Here is a 19,016-nt window from a genome sequence, read left to right on the forward strand (position 1 = left end):
GAAGGGCGCTCGCGGGTCAGCCCACGATCATTTCCGTCCATTTCTGGTTCAGCCAGTCGGCCTTCGACACATAGAGGTCATAGCGCGGAACGATGGGCGCCAGATCGGAGGATACCGCGGCGAATTCCTTGTCCGTCAGGTCGGTGGCCGACCGGTCGATGGTCGGCGAGGTGCCGACCTTGCGCGACAGCAGCGCCTGGATTTGCGGCTGGCACATATAGTCGATGAAGACATGGGCCAGATCGCCGGCCTTGGACGCCTTGGACACCGCCCAGCTGCCGGAATCGAGGATGCCCCCCTCCTTGGGGAAGGTGGAGCGCACCGGATGGCCGTCGGCGGCGGCAAGCCCGGTGACGTCGTGGTAATATTGCCCCATCGGGACTTCGCCCGACTTCAGCGCCGCCTCGAACTGCGCCTCGTCGCGGTACCACAGCTTCACATTGTTCTTCAGCTCGGCCAGCTTCTTGAAGCACTCCAGCTGGCCCTGTTCGCTGTCGAGATGCTTGGCCCCGCCGAAGAAGGTGGCGGCGGTCACGTCCAGCAGGAAGGAGTTGGAGACCAGCGCCAGCAGGCCAAGCCTGTCCTTGTTGGCCGGGTTCCACAGCGCCGCCCAGCTCTCCGGAGCCTGCGGGAAGGCCTTGGTGTTGGTCACCAGGGTGATGTACCAGGACACCGCGCCGACGCCCGACAGCCGGCCGTCGGGATACTTGTTGATCAGCGCCGGCTTGACCTTCGCGGCATTCGGCAGCCTGGCGGGATCGAGCGGCGCCCACAGCTCGGCGGCCATCCCCTTCAGCATCGCCACCTGGGACATCATCGACACGTCGGCCGGAGCCTGCCTGGCACGGGCCGCCTGCTCAAGCTGGATCAGCCAAGCCTCGCCCGTCGGTTCGGCCACCGCCTCCACCGCGATGCCGGTCGCCTTGGTGAAGTCCGGGAAGATGTGCTTGTCGAAGCTGTCCTTGAAATAGCCGCCATACACCCCGACCTTGAGCGACTTCGATTGGGCCCGGACGATGGAGGGAAACCCCACAGCCCCCACAGCCGCAGCAGCGGCCGCCACGCCCGCCCCCGCCAGCACCGCCCGTCTGTCCAGTCCTGCGCCGATCTTCATAGCGTATCTCCGTCTCGTCGTTGGTCAGCCCCGATGGAGGGCGGGCGAAGCAGGCAGTCCGACTGCCGGCGGGGAGAGGGCCGGGCGTCACCCCGCCCTGCCCCGCCCGGCTGGAATTGCATGCTGGAATTAGACGGCGACTTTGCGTTCTCACACATCCCGAATTTTTTGTATCTTACTTCGACAGGAGCCGAAGTATGGCCGGCCCCGCCCCCATTCAGGCCGGAGGATTGCCGATCGCATGAGCCGGATGACCATCGAGACCGCCGATCTGCGGCTCTTTCGCCTATTCATGACGGTGGTCGAAGCCGGAGGGTTTACTGCGGCGCAAAGCGAACTGAACCTGTCGCTTTCCACCATCTCCACCCATTTCGCCGAACTTGAAGGGCGGCTGGGGGTGCGGCTGTGCCGGCGCGGCCGCTCCGGCTTCAAGCTGACGGAGGAGGGGCAGGCGGTCTATGACGAGCTGCGGCGGGTGTTCGATACGCTGGACCGGTTCGGCGCCCGGGTTCGGGGGCTGCGCGACCGCCTGACCGGCACCCTCAGCATCGGGCTGGTGGACAACACGCTGACCGATGCAAATTTCCCGCTGGAGCGCGTGATCACCCGCTTCGCCGACGCCGCCCCCGAGGTCAATCTCGCCATCGCCACCCGGCCACCGAACGAGTTGCTGCGCGACGTGATCGGCGGTGAGCTGCATCTTGCCATCGCCAGCTTTCCGCGGATCGTGCCGGGCCTTTCCTACATCGACCTCTACACGGAAACCAACCTGTTCTACTGCGGGGCCGGCCATCCGCTGTTCGACCGTCCGGACGACATGGTCGATCTGGACGAGGTGCGCAGTCACCGGCTGGTGGCCCGCAGCTATTGGGGGGCGCGCGACATCAAGATCTTCGCCATCAGCGCGCCGCATGCGACCGTCAGCGACATGGAAGGGGCCGCCCGGCTGATCCTGTCCGGCCGCTATCTCGGCTATCTTCCCGACCATTACGCCGCTCCATTCATCCAGGCCGGACGGCTGCGCGCCCTGCTGCCACGGGTGCTGTCCTATCACTCGCCGTTCCAGATCGCGGTCCACAGCGACCGGGCCAGGACGCCGGTGGTCGATCTGTTCATGACCCTGACACGGGAGGAGATCGCCGGCCGGTAATCCCGCTTCAGATCTGCTTGCTACGGTGGGATTTGGTATACCATATCGGTGGCGTGGTGGAGGACGCCGTCGCACTCGGCCCTTCACCGCAAAGACCAATATCGGGGAGTCGACGGAGACCATGCGCAACTTCGAAGAACCGGGCCGGTCGCTCGCCATGGGGCGCAACGGCATGGCAGCCACCTCGCACCCGGCGGCCACCCTGACGGCGGTCGAGATTCTCAAGGCCGGCGGCACGGCGATGGATGCCGCCGTGGCGGCCTGCGCGGTCCAGAGCGTGGTCGAAGCCGGCTCGACCGGGATCGGCGGAGACTGCTTCGCCATGGTCGCTCCGCAGGGCGGGACCGACATCCGCGCCTACAACGGCTCCGGCCGCACTCCGGCGGCGATGACGCTGGAGCGTCTGCGGGCGGCGGGCGTCACCGCCATCGACCGCCACTCCCCCCACGCGGTCACGGTGCCGGGCGCGGTGGATGCCTGGGCGCGGCTGGTCGCCGACCATGGCCGCCTCCCCCCGAGCGAGATCTTCGCCCCGGCCATCGCCATGGCGCGCGAAGGCTATGTCATCACGCCGCGGGTGTCGCACGACCTCGCCCAGCAAAGCGACCTGCTGCGCCAGAACCCGGCCGCCGCAGCAACCTTCCTGGTAGACGGAGAGGCCCCCGCGGCCGGCACCGTCCAGACCCAGCCGCTGCTGGCCGACACGCTGGAGGCCATCGGACACGAGGGGCCGGACGCCTTCTACCGCGGTACTGTCGCCGAGGACATGGTGGAGGTCCTGCGGGCGGCGGGGGGCTTTCACAGCCTGGAGGATTTCGCAGGCGCCGGGGGCGAGTATGTGACGCCGATCCGGACGGAGTATCGCGGGCGCACAATCCATGAATGCCCGCCGAACGGACAGGGCATCATCACCCTGATGATTCTGAACATCCTGAAGCGCTTCCGGCCCGCCGGCGATCCGCTCGACCCCGACAGCCTGCATGTGGAGATCGAGGCGACGCGGCTCGCCTATGCCGCGCGCGACGCCTTCCTGGCCGATCCGGCACAGACCGGACCGTCGATGGTGGATCATCTGCTGTCCGATGCGCTGGCCGACGAACTGGCCGGCCGCATCGACACCGCCCGCGCGCTGGAGATCGGCGGGGTGTTCGACGGCGTCGAGCACAAGGACACGGTCTACATCGCCGTGGTCGACAAGCAGCGTACGGCGGTCAGCTTCATCAGTTCGATCTTCCATCCCTATGGCAGCGGGCTGATGGCACCGCGCTCCGGCGTGCTGTTCCACAACCGTGGCCAGAGCTTTTCCCTGGTCGACGGGCATCCCAACATGGTGGCGCCGCGCAAGCGGCCGATGCACACCATCATTCCGGGCATGGTCACAGAGAACGGGCGCGTCAGACTGACCTTCGGCGTCATGGGCGGGCATTACCAGGCGATGGGCCATGCCCATTTCCTGTCGAAGCTGTTCGACCACGGCCTGAATATCCAAAGCGCCATCGACCTGCCGCGCCTGTTCCCCCTGCCCGGCACCCTCACCGTGGAGGCGGAAACGGCAATCCGTACCAAAGCGGGGGCGGAACTGACCCGCCGGGGCTTCACCGTGACGACGCCCAGCTGGGCCATCGGCGGTGCCCAGGCCATCGCCATCGACTGGGAGCGCGGAACCCTGCTGGGCGGCTCCGACCACCGAAAGGACGGGTGCGCGCTTGGCTATTGACGGGGTGCCGCTTCCGGTGTCGTGAAGGGCCATGGCCGTCGCACCATGGTCCTTCGACCACAAAGCGATGTCGGTTGACAGGTCCATCCTTGCGGCTCACATTGTTAACAATCGACTGTCTACGGCGAGATCGCATGTCCGAGGGAGCGAAGGCAAAGGCTGCGGGATCTGTCCTGGGGCGCGTGCCGAAATCGACCTTCCGCGCCCACATCGCGGAAGGGTTGCGGGCCGCGATCCTGAACGGCGACATCGAGCCCGGTGCACAGCTTGTCGAGACCGCGCTTGCCGACCAGTTCGGAGTCAGCCGCGGGCCTTTGCGCGAAGCCATGCGGCAGCTGATCGACGAGGGGCTGCTGGTTGCCGTGCCCTACACCGGCACCCACGTCGTCGGCCTGTCGGTCGATGACGTGCGCGAGATCTATTCGATGCGCGTCACCCTGGAGATTTTCGCCTTCGAGCAGATCTGGGCGCGGCGCGACCAGTCCTTCCGCCAGGGCCTCGTCGCCCGGCGCGACGCGCTCACCGCCTGCATCGATGCCGAGGACGATGCCGCCAGCATCGTCGCCGAACTGCAACTGCACGGCTTCGTCTATGAGGCGACCGGTCACAAGCTGCTGCTCCGGACCTGGGACAGCATCCGCGGGCGTCTGCAGCTCTATTGGGCAGCGCACCACCGCGCGCACGGCATCCGCGGTCCGCGCCGCGACGGCCACGACCGTTATGTGGAGATGGCGCTCTCCGACGATTTCGACGCGCTGAAGTCCGAAATCACCGACCACATGGCGCGTGGCGGCCGGCAGACCGAAGACTTCCTGCGGGGCCGCGAGGCCCGCGCCGTCCAGGGTCTCTGACGGAACGCCGCTGACCCGACCCGCAAAAAGACGACGAACAGACAGAGGAGGCTTTGAGATGACCATCGACCAGGGGAAAATGGGCCGCAGGACCCTGCTCGGCCTTGCCGCCGGCGCCGCTGTCGGACTGTCGGCTTTGCCGGCGCTCGCCGCCTCGCCCTCCACCCTGGACAGGGTCAAGGAGAGCAAGCGCCTGCGCATCGGCGTGACATCGGCCGAGCCCTGGTTCTTTAAGGATCCGATGACCGAAACCTGGACCGGCGTCGGCGTGGCGATGGGTCAGCGGCTGGCCGCCAGCCTCGGCGCCACCCTCGTTCCGGTGGAGACGACCTGGGCCAACGCGGTGGGAGCGCTCCAGGCCGACCAGATCGACCTGATGTTCGTCCTCGACCCGACCGAGGAGCGGCGCAAGGCCATCGACTTCCCCGACGCCCCGCTCTTCTACTATGCCATGGGGGCGCTGGTCGCCGGCGATTCCACCATCAAGAACTGGTCGGACATCGACAAGCCGGGACTGCGGATCGGCGTGACGCTCGGCACCTCGCTCGACAAGAACGTGACCGCGATGGTGAAGCAGGCCGCGATCAACCGCTTCTCCAACAACGACGAGACCATCGCCGCCTTCGCCGCCAAGCGCATCGACGTCGCCGTGCAGTTCCATCCGGCGCTCGTCGTCCAGCAGACCCGCCTGCGGCTGGGCAAGGTCATCCTGCCCGAACCGGTGGAGCCGGTGGCCACCAGCGTCGGCCTGCGCAAGGAGGAGAACCCGGCCTTCCGCGACTGGCTGGACGGTCAGCTCAAGACGCTCTACGCCGACGGCGTTCCCGACCAGCTGTTCGCCGGCTATCTGAAGTCGAAGAACGTCGACGCATCGAAGATCCCGGGCCTGATCAAGGAAGCCTGGCGCTGAACGGCGGCAAGCCCGCAAGGTCTCGGACGGTCCTTTTCGGCCGTCATCCCCGCTTTCGCGGGAATGACGGCCGAGGGGCGCATCGTCTGTCACCGCAAGAAGACATCGACGGGGCCATCCACAAGGACGCCGCATGAGCTATCAATGGGATTTCTCGCCGGTCCTGACGCGATGGCCGATGCTGCTCGACGGTCTGCTCAACACGGTGAAGATTGCTGCAATCGCCATCGTCTTCGGCGTTCTCGTCGGGCTGGTCCTGGCTCTGCTGCGGCTGTCGCCGCGCCGGATTCTGCGTCTGCCGGCGGCGGTCTTTGTCGAGTTCTACCGGAACACGCCGCCCATCGTGCATTTCTTCTGGTTCTTCTACGCCCTGCCGGTGGTTCTGAACATCAGCCTCGATCCGCTGGTCGCCGCGGTGCTCGCCCTGTCCACCCAGTCCGGCGCTTTCTATGCCGAGGTGTTCCGCGGCGGCATCCGCTCCATCGAGCGCGGCCAGTGGGAGGGAGCCAAGGCGCTGGGCATGCCCCACACTCAGCTGATGCGGCGCATCGTGGTGCCGCAGGCGGCGACGCGCATGGTCGCCCCCTTCGTCGAACGCTCCTTCGAGCTGATCAAGACCACGGCGCTCGCCTCCACGCTGGCCTATGGAGAGCTTCTCTATCAGGCGATGATGGTGAACAGCGAAACCTTCCGGCCGCTGGAGGTCTACACCGCCGTCGCCCTGCTCTATCTCGTGCTGCTGGTCTCGTGCAGCGCGCTGGCCCGGGTCGCCGAAGCGCGGCTCACCGCCTACCGCTGAGGAGAACGGGAGATGGACTACGCCTTCGACTTCGCCCTGGTGGTGGAGACCTTCCCGATCCTGATGCGCGGCTTCCTGGTGACGCTGCAGCTTTGGCTGCCCAGCCTTGCCATCGGGCTGGCCGCGGGCCTCGTCCTGGCGCTCGCCCGGCTGTCGCGCAGCCGGCTGCTGCGCGGCGGCAGCCTCGTCTACATCGAGCTGTTCCGCGACACGCCGGTGCTGATCCAGCTGATCTGGTTCTACTACGCCTTCCCCATCCTGATCGGGGTGCAGCTGTCGCCCTTCACGGCGGCGCTGCTCGGGCTGGCGCTGAACACCTCGGCCTATGGGGCGGAGATCTTCCGCGGCGGAATCCAGTCGATTGCCCGCGGCCAATGGGAAGGGGCGAAGGCGCTGGGCATGCGGCACGCCGACGTGCTGCGCCGGATCATCCTGCCGCAGGTCTTCAAGCTGATGCTGCCGGCCTTCACCAACCGCGCGGTGGAGGTAGCGAAGATGTCGTCGCTGGCTTCCGTGCTGTCGGTGCATGAGCTGATGTATCAGGGCCGGCTGCTGAGTTCGACCTACTACCGTCCCTTCGAAATCCTCACGACCGTTGCAGTCGTCTATTTCGTCCTGATCTATCCGGCCACCCTCCTGTCGATGACCCTCGAACGCCGCATGGCCGGCAAGGGCTGAGCGTCATGCAAGCGGAGTCTCCGTCCATGCCAGATCCCATAACGCCGCCGCCGATCCTCCAGGTGTCCGGCCTCCACAAATGGTTCGGGGCGCTGCATGTGCTGCAGGGGATCGATTTCTCCGTGGCAGCCGGCGAACGCGTCGCCATCATCGGCGGCAGCGGATCGGGGAAGAGCACCTTCCTGCGCTGCCTCAATTTCATGGAGATGCCGACCTCCGGCCGGATCGCGCTCGACGGCAGGCCGCTGGGCCGCACGCCCGCCGGCAAGCCCGACGAAGTGCGCTATCCCGAAAGCGAGCTGTGCCGGGTCCGCGAGCGCGTCGGCATGGTGTTCCAGCAGTTCAACCTGTTCCCGCACATGACCGTGCTGGAGAACGCCATGGAAGGGCTGGTCACGGTCAAGCGGATGAAGAAGGCGGAGGCGCGCGAGCGGGCACTGCGCGAACTGGACAAGGTCGGGTTGGGCGGCAAGACCGACGTCTATCCCGGACGGCTGTCGGGCGGCCAGCAGCAGCGGGTGGCCATCGCCCGCGCGCTCGCCATGGAGCCGGAAATCCTGTTGTTCGACGAGCCGACCTCCTCGCTCGACCCCGAGCTGGTGGGCGAGGTGCTGCGCGTCATCCGGCAACTGGCGGAGGAGGGGCGGACCATGCTGCTCGTCACCCACGAGCTTGGCTTCGCCTACCATTTCGCCACCAAGGTGATCTTCCTCGCCGATGGCGTCTTCCACGAGGTCGGGACGCCGGACGAGGTGCTGAAGCATCCCAAACAGGAGCGCACGCGCGCCTTCCTGGAGCGTTTCACCGAATTTTCCTTCTGATCCGATCTTCCTTCTGGGCATCCGAGAAACAGGCGGCGCAGTGCCGGCCGGAATGGCCGGCCGCCGCCGGGAAAGGGCAATGTGATGGTTTCGAACAGCACGGTCAGCCGGACGAGTTCGCAGGGCTATGTCGACGACAGCCGCAACGACGAGGTGCTGATCTATGTGAATGGCGAGTTCTTCAAGCGCGACGAGGCAAAGGTCTCGGTCTTCGACGCCGGCTTCGTGCTGGGCGACGGGGTGTGGGAGGGGCTGCGGCTGGTCAAGGGCCGGATCCTGGCGCTGGACGACCATATGGATCGCCTCTACGAGGGCGCCAACGCCATCCAGCTCGACATCGGAATGACGCGGCAGGAGCTGGTCGCGGCGATCCAGGCCACGCTGGACCGCAACGGGATGACCGACGGCGCCCACATCCGCCTGATGATCACCCGCGGCCGCAAGAAGACGCCCAACCAGGATCCGCGCTTCGCGCTGGGACAGGCGACCATCGTCATCATCGCCGAATACAAGACGCCGAAGCCGGAATCGAAGGCCACCGGGTTGGCGCTGTTCACCTCGACCATCCGGTGCAGCGGCCCCGACGTCTTCGACCTGCGCCTCAACTCGCACAGCCGGCTCAACTTCATCCAGGCGCTGATCCAGGCGATCAACGCCGGGGCCGACGAGGCGCTGATGCTCGACCCGCATGGTTTCGTGGCGAGCTGCAACTCGACAAACTTCTTCATCGTCCGCAAGGGCGAACTCTGGACCTCCACCGGCCGCTTCAATTTCAAGGGCATCACCCGCGCCAAGACGATCGATCTCTACCGCAAGGACGGCGGCACGGTGCGCGAGCATGATTTCACCCTGGCGGAGGTCTATGGCGCCGACGAGTCCTTCGTCACCGGCACGCTGGGCGGCATCACGCCGGTGGTGCGGATCGACGGCCGGCAGATCGGCGACGGAAAGCCGGGGCCGGTCACCGCGCACGTCGCCGACCTCTATGCCCGGGCAATGCTCGGCTGACGGCGGGGCCGTCCACATCCCCCAACGCCGGAGCCGGCGCGCCGGCGCATGCTCCGATCGCTGAAAGCCAGGCTGTTCCCTCCGGACCACCTTCCGGACAATGGCACGGGCATCAGGGCCCCGGCCTGGCTGCACGCCATCGTGCGCGCCATCGTGCGCAGCGACGAGGTCTGGCTGGCGGTGCTGGCGGCCGGGATCGGGATCGGCGCCGCCTGCCTCGTCGCCGGCATCGTCACGGCGGTGCAGTCGCTCCATCACCTGCTGTTCGCGGTGGAGGGCACGACGTCAGCGGGGCCGCCGCCGTCGATCCCTGGCGGGCGGCGCTGGTCCCGGTCGCCGAGGGCGGTCTGATGGCGGCGCTCGGCTGGCTGCTCGGGCGGCTTCCGCGCCTGTTCAATGCGCAAGGACGTCCGCACCGTCCACGGCGACCAGACGCTCGCCCGGTTCCGCCGCAACTCCTGAAGGTGGTGAGAAAGCGATGACGTGCTTCGTCCCCGCCTCTCCACCCATTAGTTAGCACAGCGAATCATCGGCTGACAAAGCGTATTGCGCAGAAATGTACGAACTGGTACGTTTGTTGAGGTGTACGAACCATGCCGCTGCCGAAAGGGCTCCCATGCCGTCCAGCGCCTTTACCTTCAAAAAGTCGATCGCCACCGTCTCGCTGAGCGGCACCCTGCCGGAGAAGCTCGAGGCGGCGGCCACCATCGGCTTTGACGGTGTCGAGATTTTCGAGAACGATCTGCTGACCTTCGACGGGTCCCCGGCCGATGTGCGCCGCATTGCCGAGGCATTGGGTCTTGAGATCACCTTGTTCCAGCCTTTCCGCGACTTCGAGGCGATGCCGGACCCGATCCGCGCCCGCAACCTCGACCGGGCGGAGCGCAAGTTCGACGTGATGCAGGAATTGGGCACCGACCTCGTTCTGGTCTGCTCCAACGTCCAGCCCACCGCCATCGACGACCCGACCCGTGCCGCCGCCGACCTCGCCGAAATGGCGGAGCGGGCACAGCGCCACGGCCTGCGTGTCGGCTACGAGGCTCTTGCCTGGGGCCGGCACGTCAACCGCTGGCGCCAAGCCTGGGACATCGTCGAGCGGGCCAGCCACCCGGCGCTGGGGCTGATCGTCGACAGCTTCCACACGCTGGCCCTGGACGACGATCCGTCCGGCATCGCCGATCTGCCGGGCGAGCGCATCTTCTTCGTGCAGTTGGCCGACGCCCCCAAGCTGTCGATGGACGTGCTGTCCTGGAGCCGCCATTTCCGCAGTTTCCCGGGCCAGGGCCAGTTGCCGGTCCGGCGCTTTCTGGACGCCGTTCTGGCGTCCGGCTACCGCGGCCCGCTGTCGCTGGAGATCTTCAATGACGAGTTCCGCGCCGCCCCTGCCCGCCTGACCGCTCTCGACGGGCTGCGCTCGCTGATCCATGCGGAGGCCGAATCCGGTTTCGGTCCCGGCCTGCCGGCGCCGCCGGTCTGCCGTGGCGTGGAGTTCCTCGAATTCGCCGTCGACGCAGCCGCGCGGGATAAGCTGTCGGCCCTGCTCGGCAACCTGGGCTTCCGCCATGCCGGGCGCCACCGCTCCAAGGATGTCGATCTCTACCGTCAGGGTGGGGTCAATCTGGTGCTGAACAGCGAGGAGGATTCCGCGGCGTCGGAGCATTTCCAGATGCACGGCCCGTCGGTCTGCGCCATGGCCTTCACGGTGGACGATGCCGCCCGCACCATCGCCCGTGCCGAGGCGCTGCAATGCGTGCTGTGGCGCGAGCGGGTCGGCGACGGCGAACGCCGCATCCCGGCACTGCGGGCACCCGACGGCACGCTGATCTATCTGGTCGACGACAAGGAGGCCCGTCGCAGCATCTGGGAGGACGATTTCCACCTGTTTGCGGAAGAGCCCCCCGGACATACCGCCAGCCCAACGCCGCTACGCGGCCCGCTGCTTGGGATTGATCATGTCGCGCAGGCCCTGCCCTTCGGGCGGATGGACAGCTTCGTGCTGTTCTACCGCACGGTCTTCGGCTTCGTGCCGGAAAGCCTGTGGGAGTTGCCGGACCCCTACGGCCTGATCCGCAGCCGGGCGCTGGTCAGCCCCGATGCGGAACCCGGCCGGGGCGTGCGGCTGCCTCTGAACATCTCGGAAAGCCGGCGGACCGCCACGGGCCGTTTCGTCAGCGCCACCTCCGGCGCCGGCGTCCACCATATCGCCTTCGCCACTGCGGACGCCGCCGCGCTTGTGAAGGACCGTCTCGCCGCCGGTGCCCCCTTCCTGCCGATCCCTGCCAACTATTACGACGACCTCGCGGTCAAGCACCCGCTGGACGATGCGGCACTGGCGATGCTGAAGAAACACGAACTGCTGTATGACCGCGACGCCCAGGGGGAGGGGGACGGGGAGTTTCTTCACGCTTACACCGACAGCTTCGACGACCGCTTCTTCTTCGAGGTGGTGGAGCGGCGTGGCGGTTACCGGCAGTTCGGTGCGGTGAATGCCGCCGTGCGCATGGCGGTGCAGGCACAGCTGCGCGAAGGCGCACGGCCCGAACTTTATCTCGACTAGAAATGAACGAAATAGTGCGTTTGTTTGGAGATGCCCCACCATGAGCCGCCCGATCCTGGTCCTGAACGGACCCAACCTCAATCTGCTGGGCAAGCGCGAGCCGCACATCTACGGCTTCGAGACCCTGGCCGACGTCGAAGCCGACTGCCGCAGCACCGGCGAAAGTCTGGGGCTTGCCGTCGATTTCCGGCAGTCCAACGCCGAACATGTGCTGATCGACTGGATTCACGAGGCGCGCGAGACGGTCGACGGGCTGGTCATCAATCCGGCCGGCCTGACCCATACCTCGGTGTCGCTGATGGACGCGCTGTCGGCCTGCGCCTTCCCCATCCTGGAGGTCCACATCTCCAACATCCACAGGCGCGAGGAATTCCGCCACTTCTCCTATGTGTCACGCGTCGCGGCCGGGGTGATCTGCGGCTTCGGCACACAGGGCTACACGCTGGCCCTCCAGCGCATGGCCCGGCTGCTTGAGAGCGCCGCGAAATGAACGCCATTTCCCGGCCGACCGCCGTCCCCGCCCCCGCCCCCATCCCCGGAAACTCGATCCTCGTCGGGTTGATCGGCGCCGGCATTCAGGCTTCGCGAACCCCGGCGATGCATGAGCGGGAGGCCGATGCGCTCGGCCTGCGCTGCATCTACCGGCTGATCGACCTCGACCGTCTCGGCATCGGTGCCGACGCCCTGCCGGAGTTGCTGTCGGGTGCCGAACGCATGGGCTACACCGGCCTGAACGTCACCTTTCCCTGCAAGCAGGCGATCATCCCGCTGCTGGACGAGCTGTCGGACGATGCCCGCGCCATCGGGGCGGTCAACACCGTCGTGCTGAAGGATGGCCGGCGGGTCGGCTACAATACCGACTGTTCCGGCTTCACCGAAGGCTTCCGCCGCGGCCTCGGCAGCGTGCCGATGGACCGGGTGGTGCTTCTGGGCGCCGGTGGGGCCGGTGCGGCAGTCGGTCATGCCGCCTTCCATCTCGGGACGGGCCGGCTGGACATCGTCGACGCCGACCCGGCGCGGGCCGTGCTGCTGGCCGATCAGCTCAACGATCGGTTCGGCGCCGGGCGGGCCGCGGCGATCGCCGATCGGAACGAGTTGCGGGCCGCCGCGGCGGCGGCGGACGGGCTGATCCACGCCACCCCCACGGGAATGGCGAAATTCCCCGGCCTGCCACTGCCGGCGGACATGCTGCATCCGCGGCTGTGGGTGGCGGAGATCGTCTATTTCCCGCTGGAGACCGAGTTGCTGCGCACTGCCCGCGCCATCGGCTGCCGGACCCTGGACGGCGGTGGCATGGCGGTGTTCCAGGCGGTGGACGCCTTCCGCCTGTTCACCGGAGTTTCGCCGGATGCCGAGCGCGTCCGCGCGCATTTCGCGTCGATGGACGCCGGCACGCCGGCAGCCTGATACTCGGCCGCAATCGACACCAAGAATCCGGCCCGGAAGGCCGGCACCGGGAGGACCGCATGAGACAGCTGGTCGAGGCCTATTTCACCCTCATCAAGATCCTGATGGCGCTGTGCATGGCCGGCATGGTCGTGCTGGTGTTCGGCAATGTGGTGCTGCGCTATGCCTTCAACAGCGGCATCACCGTGTCGGAGGAGATGTCGCGCCTGTTCTTCGTCTGGATGTGCTTCCTCGGCGCCATCCTCGGCCTGCGCGAGCGGGCGCATCTGGGGGTCGACGTCCTGGTGGCGCGCCTGCCAAGATCCGGCAGGATTGCCTGCGCCGTCGCCAGCTGCGGCCTGATGCTGTGGGTCACCTGGCTGGTGCTGCAGGGAAGCTGGACCCAGACCCTGATCAACTGGAGTGCCCAGGCGCCGGCCACCGGCCTGTCGATGGGGCTGCTCTACGGCATCGGCGTGGTGTTCGGACTGTCGACCGGTGCCATCCTGCTGCATGAGATGTATCTGCTGCTGACCGGCAAAATCTCCGACGCCGACCTCGTGATGGTCGCGGAATCGGAAGATCTGCCGGAAGCAACCGCCCATGGCGTCCATACCGGAGGCCACCGCACGCACCAGGGCACCAATCGGGAAGAGGTGTTGCCGATGCCTCCCCGCACCGCCCCCAGCCGCTGAGGACGCGGACCATGACCATCACCATCTTCCTCGGCTCCCTGCTGGGCGCCATGGCCATCGGCATGCCCATCGCCTATGCCCTGCTGCTGTGCGGCGTGGCGCTGATGATCCATCTCGACCTGTTCGACGCGCAGATCGTGGCTCAGAACCTGATCAACGGCGCCGACAGCTTTCCGCTGATGGCCGTGCCCTTCTTCATGCTGGCCGGCGAGATCATGAACACCGGCGGGCTGGCCAAGCGCATCGTCAATCTCGCCATGGCTCTGGTCGGCCATATCCGCGGCGGGCTCGGCTATGTCGCGATCCTGGCGGCGACGGTGATGGCGAGCTTGTCCGGGTCCGCCGTGGCGGATGCGGCGGCGCTCGCCACCCTGCTGGTGCCGATGATGGTGGCGGCCGGGCACGACCGCAGCCAGTCGGCGGGTCTGATCTCAGCCGGATCGATCATCGCGCCGATCATTCCGCCCTCCATCGGTTTCGTCATCTACGGCGTGGCCGGCAACGTCTCCGTCACCAAGCTGTTCCTGGCCGGCCTCTTCCCCGGAATCCTGCTGGCCGTCGGGCTTTGCGCCGCCTGGTGGTACGTATCGCGCAAGGAAAATCTGGTTCCGCCGCCGCGCCGTCCGCTGCGCGAGGTGCTGTCGGTGATGCGCGAGGGCGTGTGGGCGCTGATGCTGCCGGTGATCATCGTCGGGCTGAAGTTCGGCGTGTTCACGCCCACCGAAGCCGCCGTGGTCGCCGCCGTCTATTCGCTGTTCGTCGCCGTCTGCGTCTATCGCGAGATGAGCGTCGCCGACATCTACCCGGCCCTGCTGGGGGCGGCGAAGACGACCAGCATCGTTATGTTCCTGGTCGCCGCGGCGCTGGTGTCGTCCTGGCTGATCACGGTCGCCAACCTGCCGGGCATGGTGTCCGACCTGCTGGAACCGCTGATGGACAACCCGACCCTGCTTCTGCTGGCGATGATGGCGCTGGTGGTGGCGATCGGCACGGCGATGGACATGACCCCGACCATCCTGATCCTGACGCCGATCCTGGTCCCGGTGTGCAAGCAGGCCGGCATCGACCCCGTCTATTTCGGCGTGCTGTTCATCATGAACTGCGCCATCGGGCTGATCACGCCGCCGGTCGGCACCGTGCTGAACGTCGTCTGCGGCGTGTCGAAGCTTCGCATGGAAGCGCTCGTCAAGGGGGTCTGGCCCTTCCTGCTCGTCCAGCTTTTCGTGCTGGTCCTGCTGACCCTGTTCCCGTCGCTGGTAATGGTGCCGGCGTCCTGGCTCACGCGCTGATCCGCTCATTCTTCAAGAACAAACCCGGAGGAAACCCATGAAGACGTCTATGAAATCACTGCTGGCCGGACTGATCCTGCCGGGCCTGCTGTTCGTCGGCAGCGCCGCCGCCGCGGAGTACAAGGAGCGTTCGGTCAAGTTCGCCTTCCAGAACGTCAAGGAGCACCCGCAGGGCCAGGGCGCCCAGAAGTTCGCCGACATCGTCGAGGCCAAGAGCGGCGGCAAGATCAAGGTGAAGCTGTTCCCCGGCGGTACGCTGGGCGGTGACGTGCAGACCGTGTCGGCACTGCAGGGCGGCATCGTCGAGATGTCGGTGATGAACGCCGGCATCCTGGTTTCCCAGGCCAAGGAATTCGCACTGGTCGACCTGCCCTTCCTGTTCAACAGCGGGGCGGAGGTCGACGCGCTGCTGGACGGTCCGGTGGGCGAGCAGCTGATGGCGAAGCTGCCGGAAAAGGGGCTGGTCGGGTTGGGCTTCTGGGATCTGGGCTTCCGCAACCTGACCAACAACCGCCGGCCGGTGAAGACCGCCGCCGACATCGCCGGCCTGAAGATCCGCGTCATCCAGACGCCGATCTACATCGACATCTTCAAGTCGCTGGGCGCCAACCCGGTGCCGCTGGCATTCCCCGAACTGTACGGCGCCCTGGAGACCGGCACCGTCGACGGGCAGGAGAACCCGGCCAAGACCATCGAACTGACCAAGTTCAACGAAGTCCAGAAATACATGACGATCACGCGGCATATCTACAATCCGCAGTCACTGCTCATTTCGAAGAAGTTCTGGGATACCCTGAACGCCGACGAGAAGGCCCTGTTCCAGAGCGCCGCCGCCGAGGCCACCGTCTTCCAGCGCAAGCTGTCGCGCGACCAGGAAACCGACGCGCTGGCGTCGCTGAAGGCGAAGGGCATGACCATCAACGAACTGCCGGCCGATGAGCTCACCAAAATCCGCGAGAAAGTCAAGCCAGTGGTCGACAAGTACAAGGCCGATATCGGCGAGGCGCTGGTATCCCAGGCCTATGCGACAATCGAGAAGAAGCGCGCGTCGAACTGAGCCGGCCTGCCGGGTGGAGCGGGTTCGCCCGCTCCGCCACTCCGGGATTGAGCTTTTGGTCCGGTTCGTTCATTACCTCCGTTGTGGGCGCTGGCGCGCCATATCAGCATGGGGCGGGGCATGACCGCGGACGACGCGACCGAGACGAACCGCAAGGCCAAGCCGAGCCGCAAGAACGACCCCGAAGGCACCCGCCAGGACATCCTCGAGGTGGCGACGGAGGAGTTCTCCTCGCTGGGCTTCAGCGGCGGCCGGGTCGACGCCATCGCCGCCCGCACCCGCACCACCAAGCGCATGATCTATTATTACTTCGGCGGCAAGGAGGAGCTGTATCTTGCCGTGCTGGAGAAGGTCTACGGCGATATCCGCGCCATCGAGAATCGCCTGAACCTCCAGGATCTGGAACCGGAGGCGGCGATCCGCGCGCTGATCGACTTCACCTTCGACTATCAGGAGCAGCACGAGGATTTCATCCGACTGGTCAGCATCGAGAATATCCACCGTGCCGAACATATGAAGAAGTCGAAGGCGATCGCCAACCTGAACATCACGGTCATCGATACGCTGGCCCGCATTCTGGAGCGCGGCCGCGCAACGAGCGTGTTCAAGGCCGACATCCAGCCGATCGACCTGCACTTGATGATCAGTGCCTTCTGTTTCTTCAGGGTATCGAACCGCCACACTTTCAACCTCATCTTTCACCAGAATCTCGCCGCCGCCGACACCCGCACCCGTCACAAGCGGATGATCGCCGACGCCATCGTCAGCCTTCTCAAAACCGAGGCAGCGGGCGCCTGAGGCTCACGTCGGCGGGTTGCAGCGGGGTCGAGAAGGGTAGAATCCGCCCCGGCGCCGTCGATGATCAGGCGATGCGGACCGAGTGCGGGCGTCCGCGATCCAGCATGCGGGCGGGAGGGTTCCGTTCCAAAGTTTGACGGTAGGCGCGGAGAGTCGCGGCGCCCGTGTCGTCAGGCAGCCAACCCGAACAGGTGGGCGATGAAGGTCACCTGGGCGGGCATGTCGTTGGCGGGAATGGCGGGGACCTGCCCCTTGCGCACCATCGCCATGATTTCGTAGCCGGCGACCGTCCGGCGCGCCGTGTGGAAGCTCTTGAAGCAGAGCCCTGGCCGGACCAGCCGTTTGATCCGCCGGTGATCCTTTTCAACGATGTCGTTGAGGTATTTGTTTTGTCGGAGCTCGGTGAAACGCCACAGTTCGCCGGCCTTCTTCATTGCCGTGGCCGCGCATGGGCAGGCAGAGTTCTTGTCCACGGCGAGGGCGCGCGGGTCGACGATGCAGGTCTGCTTCAGCGCCTTGCGGAAGAAGCGCCGGGCCGCGGCCGCATCGCGCTTGGCGCTGAGCAGGAAGTCGATGGTCTGCCCGCGCGCATCGACGGCATGGTACAGGTACATCCACCGCCCCTTCACCTTCACATACGTCTCGTCCACTCGCCAGGAGCCATTCGTCATGCTCAGGAGCGAGCGGAGGCGCTTGTCCAAATCCAGTGCGTAAACCTGGATCCAGCGAAAGATGGTCGTATGGTCCACCGCCATGCTACGATCGGCCAGCATCCGTTCGAGATCACGGTAGCTGATCGGGAACGGCAGGCACCAGCGCACCGCCCACAGGATCAGCTCCGTCGTGAACCGCCGACCCTTGAACGGGCTCTTCCTGCTGCGCATCACCGTGTCACCCCAGCCGCCGAGAAGGCCGGGTTCTATCCGATCTCCGCATGCCGGCAGACTTTGCAACGGAACCCGGGCCGCTGCCTGGATCGGCCGGGCGCACGAGCGCGCCATTCCGGTGCTGGAGGTTCCGAGCGTGGCTGGCGGCATCCAGGCAGTGGGTGCCGCGCCCGGTGACTAAGCCCCGCGCGAACCAGTCAACGTCGTTGCCCTGCTGCTGTCGCGCATCGGCAATTCGGCCACTCGGCCGACCGGGGCGAAGTTGCGGTCGAAGAAATCCACCGCGTTCAGCCCCAGGATCCGGCTCTTTTCGGCGGCGGACAGGCTGGTGGCCTCGCGCACCAGCGAGCCCATTCGCTGCTCGCCCAGCGGGAAGGGGTAGTCGGTGCCGAACATCACCCGGTCGTCGCCAATCGTGTTCACCAGATAGCGCAACGCGTTCTCGTCGAACACGGCGGAATCCACCCAGAAGCGCTTCAAGTAGCTGGAAGGCAGGCTGGGGCACTTCTCGCGCACGATGTCGCGGTGTCTCCAGGCATTGTCCACCCGGCCCAACGTGAAGGCGAAGTTGCCACCGCCATGGGAGAAACAGATGCGCAGGCTCTGCGGCAGCCGCTCCAGCGCCCCCGACAGGATCAGGTACAGCATCGACAGGTGGGTTTCCGCCGGCATGGCGACCAGCCATTGCATCATGTAGCGGTTCATCCGCTCCCGCCCCATCATGTCCCACGGGTGTTCCAGGATCGGGCAGCCGATGTCGGCGCAGTGATGCAGGAAGGTCAAGATCCCCTCGTCGTCGAAATCCTTCTCGCCGACATGGTTGCCGATCTGCACGCCGATGTGGCCGTTGGCCATCGCCCGCTCGATCTCGAGGCAGGAGGCGTCGATGTCCTGCAACGGCACCTGCGCCATTGCATGGATCCGCCCGCCGGAGCGCGCGCACATCTCGAGCGCCATGTCGTTGAACAGGCGGGCGCAGTCCAGCGCGTGCCGCGGCTGGCGCAGATAGGCGAAGAGAACGGGGGTGGCGCACATCACCTGATGGTCGATGCCGTCGCGGTCCATCTCCTCCAGCCGCTTGGCGACGTCCCAGGAGGCGGAATAGACCGGGCGGAACGGCGTGTCGCCGATCATCACCATGGCCTGTCCGCCACCATGGTGCTTCATCCACGGCCAGTCCGGCTCGCCGAACCGCTCGGCAAGATCCGGCCAGGATTCGGGCAGGAAGTGGCTGTGCATGTCGATCACGAGGGACATGTCGGGTCCTTGCATCGGGTGGATTTGCAAACCCTCTCCCAG

At 66.3% G+C, this 19,016-nt stretch carries 19 protein-coding genes; 16 read left to right on the plus strand and 3 right to left on the minus strand.

The genetic code is table 11. The annotated features are described in order from the left end of the window. Positions 1-16 precede the first annotated feature (16 nt). The gene (locus J2Y49_RS30135; RefSeq protein ID WP_310119287.1) at positions 17-1,114 is read right to left on the minus strand and encodes an ABC transporter substrate-binding protein; all 1,098 of its coding nucleotides are present in this window, start codon (positions 1,112-1,114) and stop codon (positions 17-19) included. Positions 1,115-1,355: 241 nt separating this feature from the next. Here J2Y49_RS30135 and J2Y49_RS30140 point away from each other — a divergent pair, with 241 nt between their 5' ends. The 16 genes from J2Y49_RS30140 to J2Y49_RS30215 all read left to right on the plus strand — a co-directional run bounded on the left by J2Y49_RS30140 (position 1,356) and on the right by J2Y49_RS30215 (position 16,830). Further along, on the plus strand, positions 1,356-2,264 hold the full coding sequence (locus tag J2Y49_RS30140; RefSeq protein ID WP_310119288.1) for a LysR family transcriptional regulator: 909 nt from the start codon (positions 1,356-1,358) through the stop codon (positions 2,262-2,264). 121 nt (positions 2,265-2,385) lie between these two features. Continuing rightward, a complete protein-coding gene (locus J2Y49_RS30145; RefSeq protein WP_310119289.1) occupies positions 2,386-3,981 on the plus strand; it encodes a gamma-glutamyltransferase family protein in 1,596 nt (531 codons plus the stop codon). Between the two features lie 134 nt (positions 3,982-4,115). Then, positions 4,116-4,832 (plus strand): GntR family transcriptional regulator, encoded by a 717-nt coding sequence (locus J2Y49_RS30150; protein WP_310119291.1) that lies wholly within the window; start codon positions 4,116-4,118, stop codon positions 4,830-4,832. Between the two features lie 58 nt (positions 4,833-4,890). After that, complete coding sequence (locus J2Y49_RS30155) at positions 4,891-5,742, plus strand: transporter substrate-binding domain-containing protein (RefSeq protein ID WP_310119293.1); 852 nt, start codon at positions 4,891-4,893, stop codon at positions 5,740-5,742. 133 nt (positions 5,743-5,875) lie between these two features. Next, entirely contained in the window at positions 5,876-6,541 is a 666-nt protein-coding gene (locus tag J2Y49_RS30160) for an amino acid ABC transporter permease (protein ID WP_310119295.1), read from the plus strand. Between the two features lie 12 nt (positions 6,542-6,553). After that, positions 6,554-7,219 carry an amino acid ABC transporter permease gene (locus J2Y49_RS30165; protein WP_310119296.1) on the plus strand — a complete coding sequence of 222 codons (666 nt, stop codon included), beginning with the start codon at positions 6,554-6,556 and terminating at the stop codon, positions 7,217-7,219. A gap of 26 nt (positions 7,220-7,245) precedes the next feature. Further along, complete coding sequence (locus J2Y49_RS30170) at positions 7,246-8,040, plus strand: amino acid ABC transporter ATP-binding protein (protein WP_310119297.1); 795 nt, start codon at positions 7,246-7,248, stop codon at positions 8,038-8,040. Positions 8,041-8,124: 84 nt separating this feature from the next. Continuing rightward, positions 8,125-9,048: an aminotransferase class IV gene (locus J2Y49_RS30175; RefSeq protein WP_310119298.1), complete on the plus strand. Its 924-nt coding sequence runs from the start codon at positions 8,125-8,127 to the stop codon at positions 9,046-9,048. Between the two features lie 48 nt (positions 9,049-9,096). Then, positions 9,097-9,399 carry a hypothetical protein gene (locus J2Y49_RS30180; protein ID WP_310119300.1) on the plus strand — a complete coding sequence of 101 codons (303 nt, stop codon included), beginning with the start codon at positions 9,097-9,099 and terminating at the stop codon, positions 9,397-9,399. Between the two features lie 265 nt (positions 9,400-9,664). After that, positions 9,665-11,605 carry a TIM barrel protein gene (locus tag J2Y49_RS30185; protein WP_310119301.1) on the plus strand — a complete coding sequence of 647 codons (1,941 nt, stop codon included), beginning with the start codon at positions 9,665-9,667 and terminating at the stop codon, positions 11,603-11,605. Positions 11,606-11,645: 40 nt separating this feature from the next. Next, positions 11,646-12,095 (plus strand): type II 3-dehydroquinate dehydratase, encoded by a 450-nt coding sequence (aroQ, locus tag J2Y49_RS30190; protein ID WP_310119303.1) that lies wholly within the window; start codon positions 11,646-11,648, stop codon positions 12,093-12,095. Then, positions 12,092-13,012, plus strand: coding sequence for a shikimate dehydrogenase (locus J2Y49_RS30195; protein ID WP_310119304.1), 921 nt, complete (start codon positions 12,092-12,094; stop codon positions 13,010-13,012). Before aroQ ends, J2Y49_RS30195 begins: the two co-directional genes overlap by 4 nt. A gap of 59 nt (positions 13,013-13,071) precedes the next feature. Further along, the gene (locus J2Y49_RS30200; protein ID WP_310119305.1) at positions 13,072-13,686 is read left to right on the plus strand and encodes a TRAP transporter small permease; all 615 of its coding nucleotides are present in this window, start codon (positions 13,072-13,074) and stop codon (positions 13,684-13,686) included. Positions 13,687-13,697: 11 nt separating this feature from the next. Beyond that, the gene (locus J2Y49_RS30205; protein WP_310119306.1) at positions 13,698-14,975 is read left to right on the plus strand and encodes a TRAP transporter large permease subunit; all 1,278 of its coding nucleotides are present in this window, start codon (positions 13,698-13,700) and stop codon (positions 14,973-14,975) included. 37 nt (positions 14,976-15,012) lie between these two features. After that, the gene (locus J2Y49_RS30210; RefSeq protein ID WP_310119307.1) at positions 15,013-16,032 is read left to right on the plus strand and encodes a TRAP transporter substrate-binding protein; all 1,020 of its coding nucleotides are present in this window, start codon (positions 15,013-15,015) and stop codon (positions 16,030-16,032) included. Positions 16,033-16,152: 120 nt separating this feature from the next. Next, positions 16,153-16,830, plus strand: a complete 678-nt coding sequence (locus tag J2Y49_RS30215; RefSeq protein WP_310119308.1) for a TetR family transcriptional regulator — start codon at positions 16,153-16,155, stop codon at positions 16,828-16,830. A gap of 170 nt (positions 16,831-17,000) precedes the next feature. Here the strand turns inward: J2Y49_RS30215 and J2Y49_RS30220 are convergent, their stop codons facing one another. Both J2Y49_RS30220 and J2Y49_RS30225 read right to left on the minus strand, forming a co-directional pair. Beyond that, entirely contained in the window at positions 17,001-17,714 is a 714-nt protein-coding gene (locus J2Y49_RS30220; RefSeq protein WP_310119351.1) for an IS6 family transposase, read from the minus strand. Between the two features lie 180 nt (positions 17,715-17,894). Further along, positions 17,895-18,974, minus strand: coding sequence for an amidohydrolase family protein (locus tag J2Y49_RS30225; RefSeq protein WP_310119309.1), 1,080 nt, complete (start codon positions 18,972-18,974; stop codon positions 17,895-17,897). Positions 18,975-19,016 lie beyond the last annotated feature (42 nt).

The sequence above is a fragment of the Azospirillum sp. BE72 genome (genome assembly GCF_031455875.1).
GTDB lineage: Bacteria > Pseudomonadota > Alphaproteobacteria > Azospirillales > Azospirillaceae > Azospirillum.

Bases quoted from the DNA above. Each gene is read 5' to 3' on its own strand.
- J2Y49_RS30215 (WP_310119308.1), top strand. From the start codon at position 16,153: ATGACCGCGGACGACGCGACCGAGACGAACCGCAAGGCCAAGCCGAGC.
- J2Y49_RS30155 (WP_310119293.1), top strand. From the start codon at position 4,891: ATGACCATCGACCAGGGGAAAATGGGCCGCAGGACCCTGCTCGGCCTT.
- J2Y49_RS30135 (WP_310119287.1), bottom strand. From the start codon at position 1,114: ATGAAGATCGGCGCAGGACTGGACAGACGGGCGGTGCTGGCGGGGGCG.
- J2Y49_RS30225 (WP_310119309.1), bottom strand. From the start codon at position 18,974: ATGTCCCTCGTGATCGACATGCACAGCCACTTCCTGCCCGAATCCTGG.
- J2Y49_RS30150 (WP_310119291.1), top strand. From the start codon at position 4,116: ATGTCCGAGGGAGCGAAGGCAAAGGCTGCGGGATCTGTCCTGGGGCGC.
- J2Y49_RS30180 (WP_310119300.1), top strand. From the start codon at position 9,097: ATGCTCCGATCGCTGAAAGCCAGGCTGTTCCCTCCGGACCACCTTCCG.
- J2Y49_RS30175 (WP_310119298.1), top strand. From the start codon at position 8,125: ATGGTTTCGAACAGCACGGTCAGCCGGACGAGTTCGCAGGGCTATGTC.
- J2Y49_RS30145 (WP_310119289.1), top strand. From the start codon at position 2,386: ATGCGCAACTTCGAAGAACCGGGCCGGTCGCTCGCCATGGGGCGCAAC.
- J2Y49_RS30220 (WP_310119351.1), bottom strand. From the start codon at position 17,714: ATGCGCAGCAGGAAGAGCCCGTTCAAGGGTCGGCGGTTCACGACGGAG.
- J2Y49_RS30140 (WP_310119288.1), top strand. From the start codon at position 1,356: ATGAGCCGGATGACCATCGAGACCGCCGATCTGCGGCTCTTTCGCCTA.
- J2Y49_RS30165 (WP_310119296.1), top strand. From the start codon at position 6,554: ATGGACTACGCCTTCGACTTCGCCCTGGTGGTGGAGACCTTCCCGATC.
- J2Y49_RS30185 (WP_310119301.1), top strand. From the start codon at position 9,665: ATGCCGTCCAGCGCCTTTACCTTCAAAAAGTCGATCGCCACCGTCTCG.
- J2Y49_RS30210 (WP_310119307.1), top strand. From the start codon at position 15,013: ATGAAGACGTCTATGAAATCACTGCTGGCCGGACTGATCCTGCCGGGC.
- J2Y49_RS30195 (WP_310119304.1), top strand. From the start codon at position 12,092: ATGAACGCCATTTCCCGGCCGACCGCCGTCCCCGCCCCCGCCCCCATC.
- aroQ (WP_310119303.1), top strand. From the start codon at position 11,646: ATGAGCCGCCCGATCCTGGTCCTGAACGGACCCAACCTCAATCTGCTG.
- J2Y49_RS30160 (WP_310119295.1), top strand. From the start codon at position 5,876: ATGAGCTATCAATGGGATTTCTCGCCGGTCCTGACGCGATGGCCGATG.
- J2Y49_RS30205 (WP_310119306.1), top strand. From the start codon at position 13,698: ATGACCATCACCATCTTCCTCGGCTCCCTGCTGGGCGCCATGGCCATC.
- J2Y49_RS30200 (WP_310119305.1), top strand. From the start codon at position 13,072: ATGAGACAGCTGGTCGAGGCCTATTTCACCCTCATCAAGATCCTGATG.
- J2Y49_RS30170 (WP_310119297.1), top strand. From the start codon at position 7,246: ATGCCAGATCCCATAACGCCGCCGCCGATCCTCCAGGTGTCCGGCCTC.